This window comes from Pseudomonas sp. 102515, from assembly GCF_031085165.1.
GTDB lineage: Bacteria > Pseudomonadota > Gammaproteobacteria > Pseudomonadales > Pseudomonadaceae > Chryseomonas.
The window spans coordinates 87,182-102,110 of sequence record NZ_JAVHTY010000003.1; the positions used below are offsets into that span (position 1 = coordinate 87,182).

The 14,929-nt window shown below is 65.9% G+C and carries 13 protein-coding genes and 2 pseudogenes; 7 read left to right on the forward strand and 8 right to left on the reverse strand.

What is annotated here, in order from left to right; genetic code table 11:
* Nucleotides 1–34 precede the first annotated feature (34 nt).
* Complete coding sequence (locus RCF34_RS11740) at nucleotides 35–1,024, reverse strand: LLM class oxidoreductase (protein WP_308708330.1); 990 nt, start codon at nucleotides 1,022–1,024, stop codon at nucleotides 35–37.
* Between the two features lie 376 nt (nucleotides 1,025–1,400).
* Between RCF34_RS11740 and RCF34_RS23020 the strand changes: the two are divergent.
* Both RCF34_RS23020 and RCF34_RS23025 read left to right on the forward strand, forming a co-directional pair.
* A pseudogene (locus tag RCF34_RS23020) lies at nucleotides 1,401–2,435 on the forward strand (methyl-accepting chemotaxis protein); the annotation flags it as partial.
* A gap of 141 nt (nucleotides 2,436–2,576) precedes the next feature.
* Complete coding sequence (locus tag RCF34_RS23025; RefSeq protein WP_374941188.1) at nucleotides 2,577–3,293, forward strand: methyl-accepting chemotaxis protein; 717 nt, start codon at nucleotides 2,577–2,579, stop codon at nucleotides 3,291–3,293.
* 185 nt (nucleotides 3,294–3,478) lie between these two features.
* Here RCF34_RS23025 and RCF34_RS11750 read toward each other — a convergent pair whose 3' ends face one another.
* Nucleotides 3,479–3,571: a hypothetical protein gene (locus RCF34_RS11750; RefSeq protein ID WP_308708332.1), complete on the reverse strand. Its 93-nt coding sequence runs from the start codon at nucleotides 3,569–3,571 to the stop codon at nucleotides 3,479–3,481.
* Nucleotides 3,572–3,657: 86 nt separating this feature from the next.
* Nucleotides 3,658–3,909: pseudogene (locus RCF34_RS11755) on the reverse strand (nucleotidyltransferase family protein); the annotation flags it as partial.
* A gap of 195 nt (nucleotides 3,910–4,104) precedes the next feature.
* On the opposite strand from RCF34_RS11755, the gene RCF34_RS11760 reads away from it, so the two are divergent.
* Genes RCF34_RS11760 through RCF34_RS11770 form a run of 3 tightly spaced genes read left to right on the forward strand, consistent with a single transcriptional unit; the run spans nucleotide 4,105 to nucleotide 7,298 of the window.
* Nucleotides 4,105–5,727, forward strand: coding sequence for a methyl-accepting chemotaxis protein (locus RCF34_RS11760; RefSeq protein ID WP_308708333.1), 1,623 nt, complete (start codon nucleotides 4,105–4,107; stop codon nucleotides 5,725–5,727).
* A gap of 36 nt (nucleotides 5,728–5,763) precedes the next feature.
* A complete protein-coding gene (locus RCF34_RS11765) occupies nucleotides 5,764–6,885 on the forward strand; it encodes a hypothetical protein (RefSeq protein ID WP_308708334.1) in 1,122 nt (373 codons plus the stop codon).
* A gap of 11 nt (nucleotides 6,886–6,896) precedes the next feature.
* The gene (locus RCF34_RS11770; protein ID WP_308708335.1) at nucleotides 6,897–7,298 is read left to right on the forward strand and encodes a phosphate ABC transporter substrate-binding protein; all 402 of its coding nucleotides are present in this window, start codon (nucleotides 6,897–6,899) and stop codon (nucleotides 7,296–7,298) included.
* Between the two features lie 57 nt (nucleotides 7,299–7,355).
* Here RCF34_RS11770 and RCF34_RS11775 read toward each other — a convergent pair whose 3' ends face one another.
* From RCF34_RS11775 to yrfG, 4 genes are all read right to left on the reverse strand, one after another.
* Complete coding sequence (locus RCF34_RS11775) at nucleotides 7,356–9,680, reverse strand: FdhF/YdeP family oxidoreductase (RefSeq protein ID WP_308708336.1); 2,325 nt, start codon at nucleotides 9,678–9,680, stop codon at nucleotides 7,356–7,358.
* Nucleotides 9,681–9,696: 16 nt separating this feature from the next.
* Nucleotides 9,697–10,512: a formate dehydrogenase accessory sulfurtransferase FdhD gene (gene fdhD, locus RCF34_RS11780; protein WP_308708337.1), complete on the reverse strand. Its 816-nt coding sequence runs from the start codon at nucleotides 10,510–10,512 to the stop codon at nucleotides 9,697–9,699.
* Between the two features lie 94 nt (nucleotides 10,513–10,606).
* A complete protein-coding gene (locus tag RCF34_RS11785) occupies nucleotides 10,607–11,500 on the reverse strand; it encodes a LysR family transcriptional regulator (protein WP_308708338.1) in 894 nt (297 codons plus the stop codon).
* A 62-nt stretch (nucleotides 11,501–11,562) separates the two neighbouring features.
* Entirely contained in the window at nucleotides 11,563–12,222 is a 660-nt protein-coding gene (gene yrfG, locus RCF34_RS11790) for a GMP/IMP nucleotidase (protein WP_308708339.1), read from the reverse strand.
* 63 nt (nucleotides 12,223–12,285) lie between these two features.
* Between yrfG and nudE the strand changes: the two genes are divergently transcribed.
* Nucleotides 12,286–12,852, forward strand: a complete 567-nt coding sequence (gene nudE, locus RCF34_RS11795) for an ADP compounds hydrolase NudE (protein ID WP_059316538.1) — start codon at nucleotides 12,286–12,288, stop codon at nucleotides 12,850–12,852.
* The gene (cysQ, locus tag RCF34_RS11800; RefSeq protein ID WP_308708340.1) at nucleotides 12,849–13,691 is read left to right on the forward strand and encodes a 3'(2'),5'-bisphosphate nucleotidase CysQ; all 843 of its coding nucleotides are present in this window, start codon (nucleotides 12,849–12,851) and stop codon (nucleotides 13,689–13,691) included. Before nudE ends, cysQ begins: the two co-directional genes overlap by 4 nt.
* Nucleotides 13,692–13,696: 5 nt before the next feature.
* Here the strand turns inward: cysQ and RCF34_RS11805 are convergent, their stop codons facing one another.
* The gene (locus RCF34_RS11805) at nucleotides 13,697–14,926 is read right to left on the reverse strand and encodes a 2-octaprenyl-3-methyl-6-methoxy-1,4-benzoquinol hydroxylase (RefSeq protein WP_308708341.1); all 1,230 of its coding nucleotides are present in this window, start codon (nucleotides 14,924–14,926) and stop codon (nucleotides 13,697–13,699) included.
* Nucleotides 14,927–14,929: the final 3 nt, after the last annotated feature.

Sequence of the window (14,929 nt, forward strand, 5' to 3'; positions counted from 1 at the left end):
AAGTGTTACCTGGCTTCACACCGAGGCGGTGGCGCTAGACCAGCGACGGAAAGTGCGGCAGCACGAATTCGCCCAGTTCCTGGACCACTTCGCTGACCGGGCGCCGCGAGGGGCGCAGGTTGAGGGCTAGGTGGTTGACCCCTGCTTCCTGCAGCTGCCCGAGGTAGTCCACCAGCGCTCGCCGCCCGCAGGACAGTCCGGCATGGATGAGCCGTGGCGGCTGAAACGGATCGCTGGCCAGTTCAAAGAACAGCCCCTGAGCGAAGGGCTTGAACAACTCGCGCCCGCCAATCTCGTCCAGCGCCGCGCGCCAGACCTTGGTCAGGGCCGGGACGTGTTCGGCGGGCACGAAGTAGTAGAACCAGCCATCGGCCTTGGCGGCGATCCAGTCCACCGTCTGCCGACTGCGCCCGGTGACCAGCGCCGGGATGCGGCCATGCACTGGTTTGGGCACCAGGTCGGCCACGCCCTGCAGATCACCAAAGCGGCGAAACTTGCCTAAGGGGAAATTTGTCTCGCCCGCCAGGCGGAACATCTCGAAGGCATCGCGAAAGCGCTCGCCGCGCCGTTCGAACTCACTCTCCAGGCCGAACGCCGGGTATTCCACCGGCCGATCACCGGAGGCCACCCCCAGCACCAGACGACCGTCGCTGAGCTGGTCGACCGAAGCCGCCATCTTGGCCAGGTGCACGGGATGGCGCAGGGTGATGACGGCGCTGCCGGTGGCCAGAGTCAGGTGCTGAGTGATGCCGGCCAGATAGCCAAGGTAGGTGAAGGGCTCGAACACCTGGCCGGCGTCGTTGAAGCCGGGGTCGTAGAAGGGCACGTCACGTGCCCAGAGCGCGGCGAAGCCCAACTGATCCGCCATCCGTGCCAGCCGGGCGTGGTCGCGCAGGGTCGGCATGGGATCGTCGGGATAGCCTTCCAGTGGCAACAGAAAACCCAGGGTCAGCCGACCCGGTGCGAACAGGCGCGAAAAGCCCGGATGCTGGAGAAAGGCACGGCGGCGATCCGAGAGGGACATTGGATTCCTTGTCGGAGAAGAGGACGAGACACCCTCTATCGAGTCCAGCGGCTTCACAGGGTTCGATCAGAGCCACCACGAAGCACGAGCCGATCGCCGGCTCGCCCCCTGGCGCCCCGTACTGAACCAATATAGTTCATCATTTATATAGAAGTACTATTAATTGAACAAGGCAAACTAGGAAATTTGAAAAACCTTACCAACGCTGAGTTTAGCCTCGATAGAAAAGATCAAAGCAACCGTCGACCAAACTAAAAACCAAATTAATAATACTAGAAAATAAAATTTGTTGACACGACTCACAATTTCTCTACTTATTGAAGATCTAAATAACTTACTTCTTTATCGACTGCGCTAGTGCGGCCAAGGCTTTGTCATGCAATTGAAAAACATCAGTGTCCGTTCGAAGCTGTTCCTGGGCTTCACCTTGCTCATCATTCCTACCCTGCTGATCGCCTATAGCGGCTGGGGTGGCATCGAATCCTTGAACAGGCGCAGCGGCCGAATAGAGTCCATGAATCTATTGGGTTTCTATAGCCGGGACATGCGCATCGAAAGCCAGGCGTTCGCCCTCGACGACACCCCTGAGCAGGCCGCTCAGTGGGTCAAGTCTACGGACCGTCTCGCAGCTGAGCTGCAAAGCGTCGCTGCGAGCGCGAAAGCCCCACGCATCCAGAACGTCCTCCAGCGGGCTCAGGAGCAACTCAAGCATTACCGTGCACTGCAGCAGGACAGCGTGGACCTCTCAGCAGAACAGACCAAGAGTCGCGAGACAGGAACCCAGATCGGCGAGCAACTCACTGACCGCCTCAAGAGCCTGGTCGGCGCCCAACGGGAGGCGGCCCTCCCGGAAGCCCAGCAGCAACTCAGTGAACTCTTCGCGGCCAGTCAGCGGATGCGCCTGGAATTGCGCGCCTACCGGGCCAGCCCCACCGCCAATCAACAGCAGCGTGCCAGGCAGAGCTTCGACCAGGTCCATGCTGAGCTCAAAAATGTGGCTGCTTTCCTGCCCGCAGAACAACTCCAGGCGCTGCAAGGCCAGATCGAGGCCTTTGCCCAGTACTTCGAGCACCGGGTCGAGCTCCAGACCAAGGCCGTCCAGATCCGCAAGAGCCTCGACCAAGCCATCCAGAAGTTGCTCGATATCACCGACGAGCTCAAGGCCTTGCAGGGTGAGCTACGTCAGGCCGACATGCAGAATGCACAGTACTCGCTGCTGGGCTGGTTGCTCGCCGTCATCGCGCTCAGCCTGGCCACGGCCTGGCTCATCACCCGCTCCATCGTCACCCCCTTGCGCGAGACGATACGCCTGGTCGAACAGGTCGCCAGCGGCGATCTGAGCGTGCAGGTCGCGGTCACGCGCCAGGACGAACTCGGCCTACTGCAGAGCACCATGCAACGGATGACGGGAAACCTCCGCGCGCTCATCAGCGAACTCCGCGACGGCGTTGTGCAGATGGCCAGCGCGGCCGAAGAACTCTCCGCCATCACCGAGCAGACCCGGGCCGGTGCGTCGGCGCAGAAGGTCGAGACCGAACAGATCGCCACCGCCATGCATCAGATGACCGCCACCATCGCCGAGGTGGCGCGCAATGCTGGCCAAGCCTCGGTGGCCGCGCGCGAAGCGGCGCTCAAGACCCGCCAGGGCGACCAGGCGGTCGGCCAGGTGGTCACCCAGATCGAAGACCTCGCCCGGGAAGTGGATACCACCCAGGCCACCATGGCGTCGCTCAAGCAGGACGCCGACCGCATCGGCGGGGTTCTGGACGTGATCAAGGCGGTCGCCGAGCAGACCAACCTGCTGGCGCTCAACGCCGCCATCGAGGCCGCCCGCGCGGGCGAAGCGGGTCGCGGCTTCGCCGTGGTGGCCGACGAGGTGCGCGGCCTGGCCCAACGAACCCGCTCCTCCACCGACGAAATCGCTACCCTGATCGGCAGCCTGCACGGCAGCACCGACCAAATGAGCGCCGCGCTCGACCGCAATATCCAGCTGACCACCAGCAGCGTCGAGCTGACCCGCCAGGCCGGGGCCATGCTCGGCAGCGTCAGCACTGCGGTAGGCGAGATCGAGTCCATGAACGAGCAGATCGCCGCCGCGGTCGAGCAGCAGAGTTCGGCCGGGGAGGACATCAGCCGTAGCGTGGTCAAGGTGCACGAGGTAACCGACCAGACCGCCGCCGCCAGCGAGGAAACCGCCCGCTCCAGCGGCGAACTCGCACGCCTTAGCCTGCAGCTGCAAGAGTTGTCGGCACGTTTCAAGGTCGGATAGGCCAGGCGCCTCGCCGCGATCCGGGCTCTTGCACCTGCAGTCGCGGCCAGCGCTCGCACCAGCCCTTGGTGGCCAGACGTTGGCGAAAGGCCTCGGGTCGAGGACGCAGGGATTGGGGGTGAGGCGCAGGGCGAAGGGCCCCTCCTGAGCGAAGGGACTGGCCCCCTCGATAGCGCCCGCCACGGTCAGACGCGCGCCAGTGCGGACGCCACTTCGACCCAGAAGCGCAGGGCATCCAGGCTGTCGGCATAGGGAGCGTCATCGTTGCGAAGATGCATGACCGACTGATGGCGTACCGACCAGGGCAATCCCGGCGCCGCTTCGACTTCCCTGTCTCGCTCGCGGCGGCAGCCGGCCGCATCGAATAGATGACGTCCAGATCCGCCAGTGGCGTCGACTCGGCATGGCCATGCCGCCGATCCCAGGCCAGACTGCGCACGAAGCCGGCCACCAGCCAGGCGCCCGGCAGGTGCAGGTCAGCGGCCACACGCAGCAGCAAGCGTTCGGCATCTGCCTTCAGCCAGTGTTCCATCTGAGGAAACGGAGAGGTCATGGCCCGACTCATCAGTCTAGAACTCGGACCTTGACCGCCTGTACCAGCTTTCGCAACGTCCATCGCCAATAATCGCAATAAGGGTTAGTCGTCTTAAGTTTTACAGGCATATGTCGAAAATGTGACGGCTTCGCTTGTTCGCACTCGCGAAGCCAACGGGACGCGGTGATCGGTCAGGATATGACCACTGGCAAGCCTTCATTCAAAACAGGCACCACACCTCGACGCTTGCTACTGCCCATGGTTTTCGAGGTGTTGATGTTTCGTAATCTGTCGCTCACGCTCAAGCTCTCGCTGCTGCCCGCCGCCGCTCTGCTGGGCCTGCTGCTTTACGTGGCCTACACCTCATCGCAACTGGCCGGCAACGATCAACGCCTCGACCAGTTGGAGAACCACAGCTATCCGCTGCTGGAAAAGACCGACGTCGTACTCTTCCAGTTTTCCCGTCTGCCCGGGCTGTTCAACAGCGCCGTGACCGCCAGCGAACTGGAAACCCTGGGCGAGGCCCGCACGGTGGTCGACGCCATCGACAGCCGCCTGCAGGAAATGAGCGAGCTCACCCGTCGGACCTCGGCGCGCAACGAAGAAATCTCCGCGTGGCGCCAGGGCATTCACCGCTACGTGGACAACGCCCTGGGCGCCTCCGAGCAGTTGATCAAGGGCAGTGGCTCCTTCGACTCCCTGCGCCCCAACCTGGACCGCATGGCTTCGGATCTTGCCGCCGCCCAGCAACTGGGCACCACCCTGCGCAGCCATGCCTACACCGACTTCCAGCAGACCCTGGCCCAGGCCCGGGACCAGAACGGCAAGACCACCCGGGTCGGCATCTGGCTGAGTCTGCTGCTGGTGGTGTTCCTGGCTGGCGCCGCCGTGCTGACCATCCGCAGCGTGCTCGGCAGCATCCGCGAGGTGATCGCCTCGCTGCGCGCCATCGCCGAAGGCGATGGCGATCTCACCCGCCGCCTGCAGGTGGGCTCACGGGACGAGATCGGCCAGATGACCGCGTTGTTCAATGTCTTTCTCGATCAGCTGCAGAGCACCATCAAGGCCATCGTCGACGCCGCCCATCCGCTGGGCCAGGTTTCCGGCGAACTCTATCGCCTCACCCAGACGGTGGAGAACAACGCCCGCTCCCAGCAGGGCCACACCGAATCCATCGGCCGCGACATCCAGACCATGAACACCAACCTGCACGAGGTGGCCGACCGCTCGCGCGAGGCCGCCGACCAGGCCTCCGCCGCAGCCGAGCAATCCGCCGCCGCCCGCACCAGCATCGGCCAGCTGTCGCGCAACATGGGCGAACTGGACGACAGCGTGCGCCAGTCGGCCGAATCCATGCAGGAGCTGGAACGGGAGACTCGCCAGGTCGGCCTGGTGCTGGACGTGATCAAGTCCATCGCCGAGCAGACCAATCTGCTGGCGCTCAACGCCGCCATCGAGGCCGCACGCGCCGGTGAACAGGGCCGCGGCTTCGCCGTGGTGGCCGACGAGGTCCGCAATCTGGCCCAGAAGACCGCACGCTCCACTGCCGAGATCCAGCAGATCATCGAGCGCCTGCAGAGCAACGCCCAGCGTGTGTTGCAGGCCATGCAGGGCAGTCACACCCAGGCCCAGGTGAGCGCCAGCAGCTCCCAGGCCGCCACCGCCATGCTCGAAGGCATCGCCCAGGCCGTGGCGCGCATCAACGACTACAACGCTCAGATCGCCCTGCTCACCGGCGAGCAGCTGAGCCTTTCCGACTCGATCAGCAGCGACACCCGACGCCTGCAGAGCGATACCCAGTCCAGTGCGGACAGCACCACCGCCACCGCCCGCATGGGCGAGCAACTGGTGGTGGTCGACACTGATCTGCGGCAGGCGACCTCGCGCTTCCGCATCTAGCTATCCCTATACCAAGAACCACCTAGGAGCACTTCCATGGCTTTTGCACGTCTGCTCGCCTTCGGCGCGGCCTTCACCTGCGCGGGATCCGCGCTCGCCCTCGACCAGGGTGACTACCGCTTCAACGGCTTCGGCACCGCCGGCATCACCCATTTGGGCGGCGAAGACGATGGCCGCAGCTTCGGCATCAACGGCCAGACCAACGATCACTGGCGCGGCGATCAGTTGAGCAAGCTGGGCGGTCAGCTCCAGTACGGCCTGACCGACAAGCTGGACGCCACCGTGCAGGTCACTGCGAAGGCCGAGCAGGACCAGTGGAAGGCCAACCTGGAATGGGCCTATCTGGCCTTCCACGCCACCGACAACCTGACCTTCCGCGCCGGTCGCCTGCGCACGCCGGTGTTCATGTATTCCGAGACCCTGGACGTGGGCATCACCTACCCCTGGCTGCGCCTACCCGATGAGGTCTACAGCCAGGTGCAGGTCTCCAACTACGAAGGCGCCGACGCCCTCTGGAGTCTGCCGGTCGCCTTCGGCACCCTGAATTTCCAGGTGAGCGGTGGCCAGGCGGTCAATCGCAACTACTTCATCAACGACGACCTTTACGACATCGATTACAAGCGCATCGCCGCGGCCAACGTCAGCCTGGCGACCAACGACTACGGCACCGTGCGCCTGGCCTACACCGAGTCCAGCATCGATCTGCACTACCCGTTGCTGACCCTCGACGAGCAGAAGGGCAAATTCACCTCGCTCGGCTACCAGTACGACAACGGCACCTGGCTGACCAGCAACGAATGGACCCGCCGCGTCATCGAGGGTGACAACCAGGGCAGCAGCAACGCCTTCTACCTCATGGCCGGCCGCCGCTTCGGCGACTTCCTGGCCCATGTCACCTATGCCCAGCAGGATGAAGAACGCGCCGGTCGCCAGAGCTCTTGGACCTATGGCCTGAACTACAACATCACCCCGAGCCTGGTGCTCAAGAGCGAGTACAAGCGCGTAGACACCCGGGGCGGCTACAGCGGCGCCTTCGTCACCACCGACAGCGAGACCATCGCCAATGCCGTCTATGACCGCAGCGGCGGTCGCTTCGGCGCGCCGACGCGAAACTTCGACGGCGACATCATCAGCATCGGCCTCGACTTCATCTTCTAAGGAATCCGCCCATGAGTTCTCTCCGCCTGCTCACCGGCGCCGCCCTGCTGTTCAGCGTCAGCCTGGTCCACGCCGAAGTCGCCGTGATCGTCAATCCGGCCACCGCCAAGACGCCCAGCCAGGATGTAGTAGCCAACATCTTCCTGGGCAAGGACAAGTCGCTCAAGGGCGTCGACCAGAAGGACTGGTCGGCCACCAAGGAGACCTTCTATGCCAAGGTCGCCAACAAGAACGAAGCCCAGCTGAAGTCCTACTGGTCCGGTCTGGTGTTCACCGGCAAGGGCCAGCCACTGCCCAGCGTGGCCGGCGACGACGCCGTGGTCGCCCAGGTGGCCGGCGAAGCCGACGCCATCGGCTATGTGGACAAGGCCGCGGTCACCGACAAGGTGAAGGTACTCTTCACCCTGCAGTGATCACCGCGCCATGAAAAAAGCCGTCTCGCGACGGCTTTTTTCATTTCCGGGAAGGCCTCAGGCAACCGAGGCGATGCGGTTGCCGGCGCTGGCCTTCTCGACCTTGATGGCGACGAACTTGGAGGTGGGCGTGAAGCTGCCCTCGCCGTAGCTCTCCAGGGGCACCAGCGGATTGGTCTCCGGGTAGTAGCCGGCGGCCTGGCCGACCGGGATGTCGAACGGCAACGCGGTGAAGCCGCGGACCCGGCGCTCGATGCCGTCGTCCCACAGGGCGACCAGATCCACCTTCTCGCCGGCGGCCACGCCCAGGCGATCCAGATCGGCCTGGTTGACGAAGACCACGTCGCGCTGGCCCTTCACGCCGCGATAGCGGTCGTCGAGGCTGTAGATGGTGGTGTTGTACTGGTCGTGGGATCTCATCGTCTGCAGGATCAGGTCCGGCTTGATGCCCTGGCGACGGACCGCGTCCGGCAGCAGGTCGTGCAGCAGGGCATTGGCGGCGAAGTTGGCCTTGCCAGTGGGGGTGTTCCACTCCCGGCGCCCGGCCTTGTTACCCAGGTAGAAGCCACCAGGGGCGGCCAGCCGGGCATTGAAGTCCTGGAAGCCGGGGATGACGTCGGCGATCAGGTCGCGGATGCGGTCGTAGTCCTCGATCAGCCAGTCCCAGTCCACCGGGTGGTTGCCCAGGGTCGCCTTGGCCAGACCGGCGACGATGGCCGGCTCGGACTTCATCTGCGGCGACAGCGGCCGCAGGATGCCGGCCGAGGCGTGCACCATGCTGAAGCTGTCTTCCACGGTGATGGCCTGCTTGCCGCCCTTCTGCACGTCCGTCTCGGTACGCCCCAGGCACGGCAGGATCAGCGCCTGCTGACCGGTCACCAGGTGGCTGCGGTTGAGCTTGGTGGCGATGTGCACGGTCAGCCGGCACTTGCGCAGCGCCTTGTGGGTGCGCGGGGTATCCGGGGTGGCCTGGGCGAAGTTGCCGCCCAGGGCGATGAAGACCTTGGCCAAGCCCTGCTCCATGGCGGCGATGGCCTCCACGGTGTTGTGCCCGCGCTGGCGCGGCGGCTCGAAGGCGAAGCGCTTGGCCAAGGCATCGCTGAGCCAGGCCGGGGCCTTCTCGTCGATGCCCATGGTGCGATCACCCTGGACGTTGCTGTGGCCGCGCACCGGGCAGAGACCGGCGCCGGGTCGGCCGATGTGGCCGCAGAGCAGCTGCAGGTTGGCGATCTCCTGCACCGTGGCCACCGAGTGGCGGTGCTGGGTGATGCCCATGGCCCAGCAGATGATGACCTTCTCGGCGCGGGCATACATGCGCGCGGCCTGCTCGATCTCGTGCAGCGACAGCCCCGACTGGCGCTCGATCAGCTCCCAGGAGGTGGCGTCGACCTGGGCCAGGTAGTCGTCCATGCCGAGGGTGTGGGCGGCGATGAAGTCATGGTCGAAGATGCGCTTGGCGCCCTTGGCGGCGGCCTCGCGCTCCCACTGCAGCAGGTACTTGGCGATGCCGCGCAGTGCCGCCATGTCGCCACCCAGGGCCGGGCGGAAGTAGGCGGTGTTGGTCGGCCGCGAGTCGTTGGTGAGCATCTCCAGCGGACTCTGCGGATGCTGGAAGCGCTCCAGGCCACGCTCCTTGAGCGGGTTGAAGCAGACCACCTGGGCACCGCGCTTCACCGCGTTGCGCAGGGTCTCGATCATGCGCGGATGGTTGGTGCCGGGATTCTGGCCGATGACGAAGATGGCATCCGCCTCGTCCAGGTCGTGATAGGTCACGGTGCCCTTGCCGACGCCGATGCTGCGGCCCAGGCCGACGCCGCTGGCCTCGTGGCACATGTTCGAGCAGTCGGGAAAATTGTTGGTGCCGTAGGCGCGCACGAACAGCTGATAGAGGAAGGCCGCCTCGTTGCTGGCGCGCCCCGAGGTGTAGAACTCGGCTTCGTCGGGGCTGGCCAGGGCCTTGAGCTCCTTGGCGATCAGCGCGAAGGCGGCGTCCCAGGCGATGGGCACATAGCGGTCGGTGGCCGCGTCATAGCGCAGCGGCTCGGTCAGCCGGCCCTGGTATTCGAGCCAGTAGTCGCTCTGCTCCAGCAGCGAGGTCACGCTGTGGCGGGCGAAGAAGGCGGCATCGACGCGGCGCTTGGTGGCCTCCCAGTTGACCGCCTTGGCGCCGTTCTCGCAGAACTTCACCAGGCCGTTTTCCGGGGCCTCGCCCCAGGCGCAGCCCGGGCAATCGAAGCCGTGGTCCTGGTTGGTCTTGAGCAGCGTACGCAGGTTCTTGAAGGCGTTGCCGCTGTCGAGCCAGAAGTGCACCACGCTCTTCAGGGCGCCCCAGCCGGCGGCGGGGCCTTGATAGGGTTTGAAGGACTGCTGAGGTTTGTTCATGGCGATTCCCGTGGGATCAAGGGGCCAGCGGCGCCGGGGCATAGACCCGCGGCGGCGACCGGTGTGGCAGGTGGATCAGATTGAGACGGTGGCGGCGCGCCCACTCCACGGCCAGCCCGGTGGGGGCCGACAGGGTGATGAGGGTGGCGAGTCCGGCCCGCACCGCCTTGTGGATGAGCTCGAGACTGCAGCGACTGGTGACCACCACGCAGCCCTCACGCACCGGCTGGCGTTGGCGCAGCAGGGCGCCGATCAGCTTGTCCAGGGCGTTGTGGCGGCCAATGTCCTCGCGGCACAGGGTCAGTTCGCCCTGGCCGTCGATGAACAGCGCGGCATGCACCGCCCCGCTGCGCTGGCCCAGGTCCTGGGCGGCATCGATGCGCTGGCGCAGGTCATGCAGGTGGGCGGCCGGAGGCAGCCGCACCTTGCGCAGGCGATCCAGTTGCGGCAGCGCCTGCTCCAGGGCCTCGACCCCGCACAGGCCGCAGCCGCTGGTGCCGGCCAGCTGGCGACGCTGCTGCTTGAGCGCCCAGAAGGTGCGGCTGCTGATCTCGACGTCGACGTTGAGGGCTTCACCGACGCGACGCACCTGGATGCCATAGATGTCGTCGATGGCATCGACGATGCCGGCGCTGAGGCTGAAACCGACCACGTAGTCTTCCACGTCGGCCGGGGTCGCCATCATCACCGCATGGCTGATGCCATTGTAGGCGATGGCCAGCGCCACCTCCTCGGCCAGCGGCTGTTCGCCCCGCACGGCAGGCTGCTCCAGCTCGGCGAAGGCATAGCCGGCGGGGGGCGCGGCAACGAGGTCTGGCGATTCCTGGGACATGGGCGAAAACGACCTGCGGCGGTTTGACACAGATCAAAGATTAACCAGCACATCCCGGGGCGTCTAATCGCTATGACCGATGCCTTGATAAACGCTATCTATCACTCCCGGCGTAAAGCGCCTTGACCGCCTGGAAACAGGCATCGGCGACCGCCAGTCGGGGTTCGGTCCGACGAATGAGCAGGCCCAGGGGCGTCAGGGTACGGGCGGTGTCGATGGGGATCAGCCGTGCGTGGGGGGTGAGGCGGTCGAAACCGCCGGCCAGGGGCACCACGGCGCAGCAGAGGCCGGCATTGACCGCCTGCAGCAGCAGATAGACGGCGTCGGTCTCCAGCACCGGCTGCGGCGTCAGCCCCAGACTGCGAAAACCGTGGTCCACCGACTGGCGAAAATGCATGGCGCCGGTCAGCAGGCCGAGCGGCAATCCGGCCACCGCCTGCCAGCCCAGCGCGGCCTGGTCGAAGCTGAAATGCCGCTCGTCATAGAGCAGGCCCATGCGCGTCTCGGTCAGGGTGAGGCTGTCGAAGCGCGCCGGATCCAGATGCTCCAGGTAGGAGATGCCCAGCTCCAGGCGATTGCTGGCCACGGCTTCGAGGATGCGCTCGGTGCTCAGCACCTGCAGCTGGAAATGCAGCTTGGGGTGCAAAAGGCGCAGGTGCTGCAGCAGCGGCATGGGATCGAAGCTGGCCAGCGGTACCAGGCCGACCCTCAGGGTGCCCACCAGTTGCCCCTGGAAGGCCTGGGCCTCGGCATAGAGACCGTCATGGGCGGCCATCAGGGTGCGCGCCCAGGCGAGGATGCGCTGACCCGCCTCGGTGAAACCCTCGAAGCGCTGCCCGCGACGCACCAGCTCCACCCCCAGCTCGTCTTCCAGGCCACGCAGGCGCATGGACAGGGTCGGCTGGGTGACGTGGCAGCGCGCCGCCGCCTGGCCGAAGTGGCGCGTTTCGTCCAGGGCGATGAGAAAACGCAGTTGCTTGATATCCACCGATTACCTCCGGGCGCTCTGCCCCCTCTCCCCCTGGGAGCGAGCCGCGGTGGGGACAGTCGTCACTGCGGCAGCAGCTCGCGATAATCCCGCACCGCCTCGAATTCCTCGCTGTCCTTGGGTCCGCGGCGACTGTCTGGCTCGTGGATCGCCAGCAGGTGGGCGACCCCGTAATCGCGGGCGCTGCGCAGGACCGGCAGGTTGTCGTCGATGAACAGGGTGCGCGCCGGATCGAAGGCGAAATCGGCCTGCAGGGCATGCCAGAACTGCTGTTCTTCCTTGGGGAAGCCATAGTCGTGGGAGCTGATCAGCCGGTCGAAATAGGGCGCCAGCTCGATACGCTCCAGCTTCAGCGACAGGGAATCGCGGTGGGCGTTGGTGATCAGCGCCACCCGCTTGCCGGCGCGCTGCAGGGCGGCGAGAAAGGTGTCGGCGTCGGGTCTCAGGGCGATCAGGTGGGCGATCTCCTCCTTGAGTTCGCGCATGGAAAAGCCCAGCTCGGCGCTCCAGAAATCCAGGCAGTACCAGGTCAGCTTGCCCTGGTGGCTGAAAAACAGCGGCTCCAGTTCGGCCTTGGCCAGCGCCAGGGACTGGCCGTGGCGGTCGGCATAGCGCTGCGGCAGGTACTCCAGCCAGAAATGGTTGTCGAAATGCAGGTCGAGCAAGGTGCCGTCCATGTCCAACAACACGGTGTCGATACGGCTCCAGTCGAGAGGGGTCATGGTGACTCCGGATCATGTAACAGGCGGGTTATCATACCCGTCCGCCCAGCCCAGGAGCCGCCCATGCGCCAGAAACCCACTGTTCTCGCCCGACAGATCGTGGCCAAGAGCCGTCTGTTCACCGTCGAGGAGATGCAGTTGCGCTTCGCCAACGGCGAGGAGCGCACCTACGAGCGCCTGGCCAACAAGGGTACCGGCCACGGCGCGGTGATGGTGGTGGCCCTGCAGGACGCCACCCGCGCCCTGCTCATCGAGGAATACTGCGGCGGCGTGGAAGACTACGAACTGTCGCTGCCCAAGGGCCTGGTGGAGCCGGGCGAGGAGATCCTCGACGCCGCCAATCGCGAACTCAAGGAAGAGGCGGGTTTCGGCGCGCACCAGCTGGAATACCTCACCGCGCTGTCGCTGAGCCCGGGCTACATGAGCCAGCGTATCCACGTCGTGCTGGCCCGCGACCTCTACCCCGAGCGCCTGCCCGGTGACGAACCCGAGCCCCTCGAGGTCAGCAGCGTCGACCTGCGCGAGCTGTCGCAGCTGGTGCAGAATCCGCGCTTTTCCGAAGGCCGTGCCCTAGCCGCCCTCTATCTGGTGCGCGACCTGCTCACCCAACGCGGAGAATTGCCGGCATGATGGCGCCCGTTTCCATTACCGCTCCGCTGGTGCTCAACGTCGTCGACCTGGTGCGCCAGGCCGGCGCGGCCATCCTGCCCCATTGGCGTCAGGGCGTGGCAGTGCGGCAGAAGAGCGACGACTCGCCGGTGACCGCCGCCGACCTCGCCGCCCACCGGGTGCTGGCCGAAGGCCTGGCGCGCCTGACCCCAGACGTACCGGTGCTGTCGGAAGAGGCCTGCGACATTCCCTTCGCGGCACGCAGCGCCTGGGACGTCTGGTGGGTGGTCGACCCCCTGGACGGCACCAAGGAATTCATCGATGGCAGCGAGGAATTCACCGTCAACGTGGCCCTGGTCGAGCGTGGCCAGGTGATCTTCGGCGTGGTCGGCATCCCCACCCGTGACGTCTGCTTCAGCGGCGGCCGCGAACTGGGTGCGTTCCGCATCCAGGGCGAAGACGGCATCGAGATCGGCGTGCGCATCCAACCGGAAGACGCCTTCACCGTGGTCGCCAGCCGCCGCCACGGCAGTCCGGCGCAGGAACGCCTGCTGGACGGACTGAGCACCTTGGTAGGCGAACCCAAGCGGGTCAGCGTCGGCAGCTCGCTCAAGTTCTGCCTCCTGGCCGAAGGCCTGGCCGACTTCTATCCCCGGCTCGCCCCCACTTCCCAGTGGGACACCGCCGCCGCCCAGGGCGTGCTGGAAGGCGCCGGCGGCGAGGTCCTGACCCTGGACGGCCAGCCCCTTACGTACGAGATGCGCGAGTCCTTTCTCAACCCGCACTTCCTCGCCCTGCCGCGCGAGGCCGAATGGCGGCAGCAGGTGCTGGCGCTGGCCGGGTCGTTGGGCGACGCCTGAGGCCGTCAGGCCACTACTTTGGCCAGTTCCGGCACATCGCCGGACAGGCCCAGGGCACGACGGACGAACAGTGCCTTGGCCTCGAAATGGCGATCGACCTGCTTCAGTGCGGCGTTGCGCAGCCAGCGCAGCGGCAGACGATCATCCTGGAACAGCCGCTGGAAGCCTTCCATCGCCGCCATCATCGCCAGGTTGTGCGGCATGCGCCGGCGCTCGTAGCGCTCCAGCACCCGTTGTTCGGCGATGGATTCACCGCGTGCCTGGGCATGGCGCAACTCTTCGGCCAGTACCGCGGCGTCGAGAAAGCCCAGGTTGACGCCCTGTCCAGCCAGCGGGTGGATGACGTGGGCGGCATCGCCGATCAAGGCCAGGCCGGGTTCCACATAGCGCTTGGCATGACGCTGGCGCAGCGGGATGCACAGCCGCGTGTCGCTGCATTCCACCTTGCCCAGCCGATGCTCGAAGGCCTCGCCCAGGGCTTGGCAGAAGGCCGCGTCGTCCAGTGCCATCAGCCGCTCGCCCTGCTTGGGCGTGCAGGACCAGACGATGGAGCACCAGCGGGTATCGCCACCGCGGTCCAGCGGCAGGAAGGCCAGCGGACCGTCATCGGTGAACCTCTGCCAGGCGGTGCGCTGGTGCGATTCGGCACAGCGCACACTGGTGACGATGGCATGGTGCAGGTAGTCCCACTCGCGGGTTTCCAGACCGGCCAGACGGCGCACGGCGGAGGTGGCGCCATCGGCGGCCACCACCAGGGGTGCCCGGATCTGGCGGTCGCCGGCCAGTTGCACCAGCCATTGGTCGCCGGAGCGGCGCAGCAACTCCAGGCGCGCCTCGGGCAGGAGCAGGACGTTGGCCTCGGCCAGGCGTTCGAGCAGGGCGTCCTGCACCACGCGATTCTCGACGATGTGGCCGAGCACCTCGGCGTGCACGCTGGCGGCATCGAAATGCACGGCGCCGGTGCCGGAGCCGTCCCAGACGTGCATCGCCTGGTAGGGACTGACACGCCGCGCGAGGATGCCGTCCCAGGCACCGAGGCGCTGCAGGATGCGTTGACTGGCCAGCGACAGGGCGCTGACCCGGGGTTCGAAGGGCAGGTCGGCCTCGGTGGCGCCAGGCTCGAGAGTGCCGCGGTCGAGCAGCACCACCGACAGGCCGTTGTCGGCCAGGGCCAGGGCCAGGGCGCTGCCGACCATGCCGGCACCGACGATCACCAGATCCGCATGGGTCAGCATGCT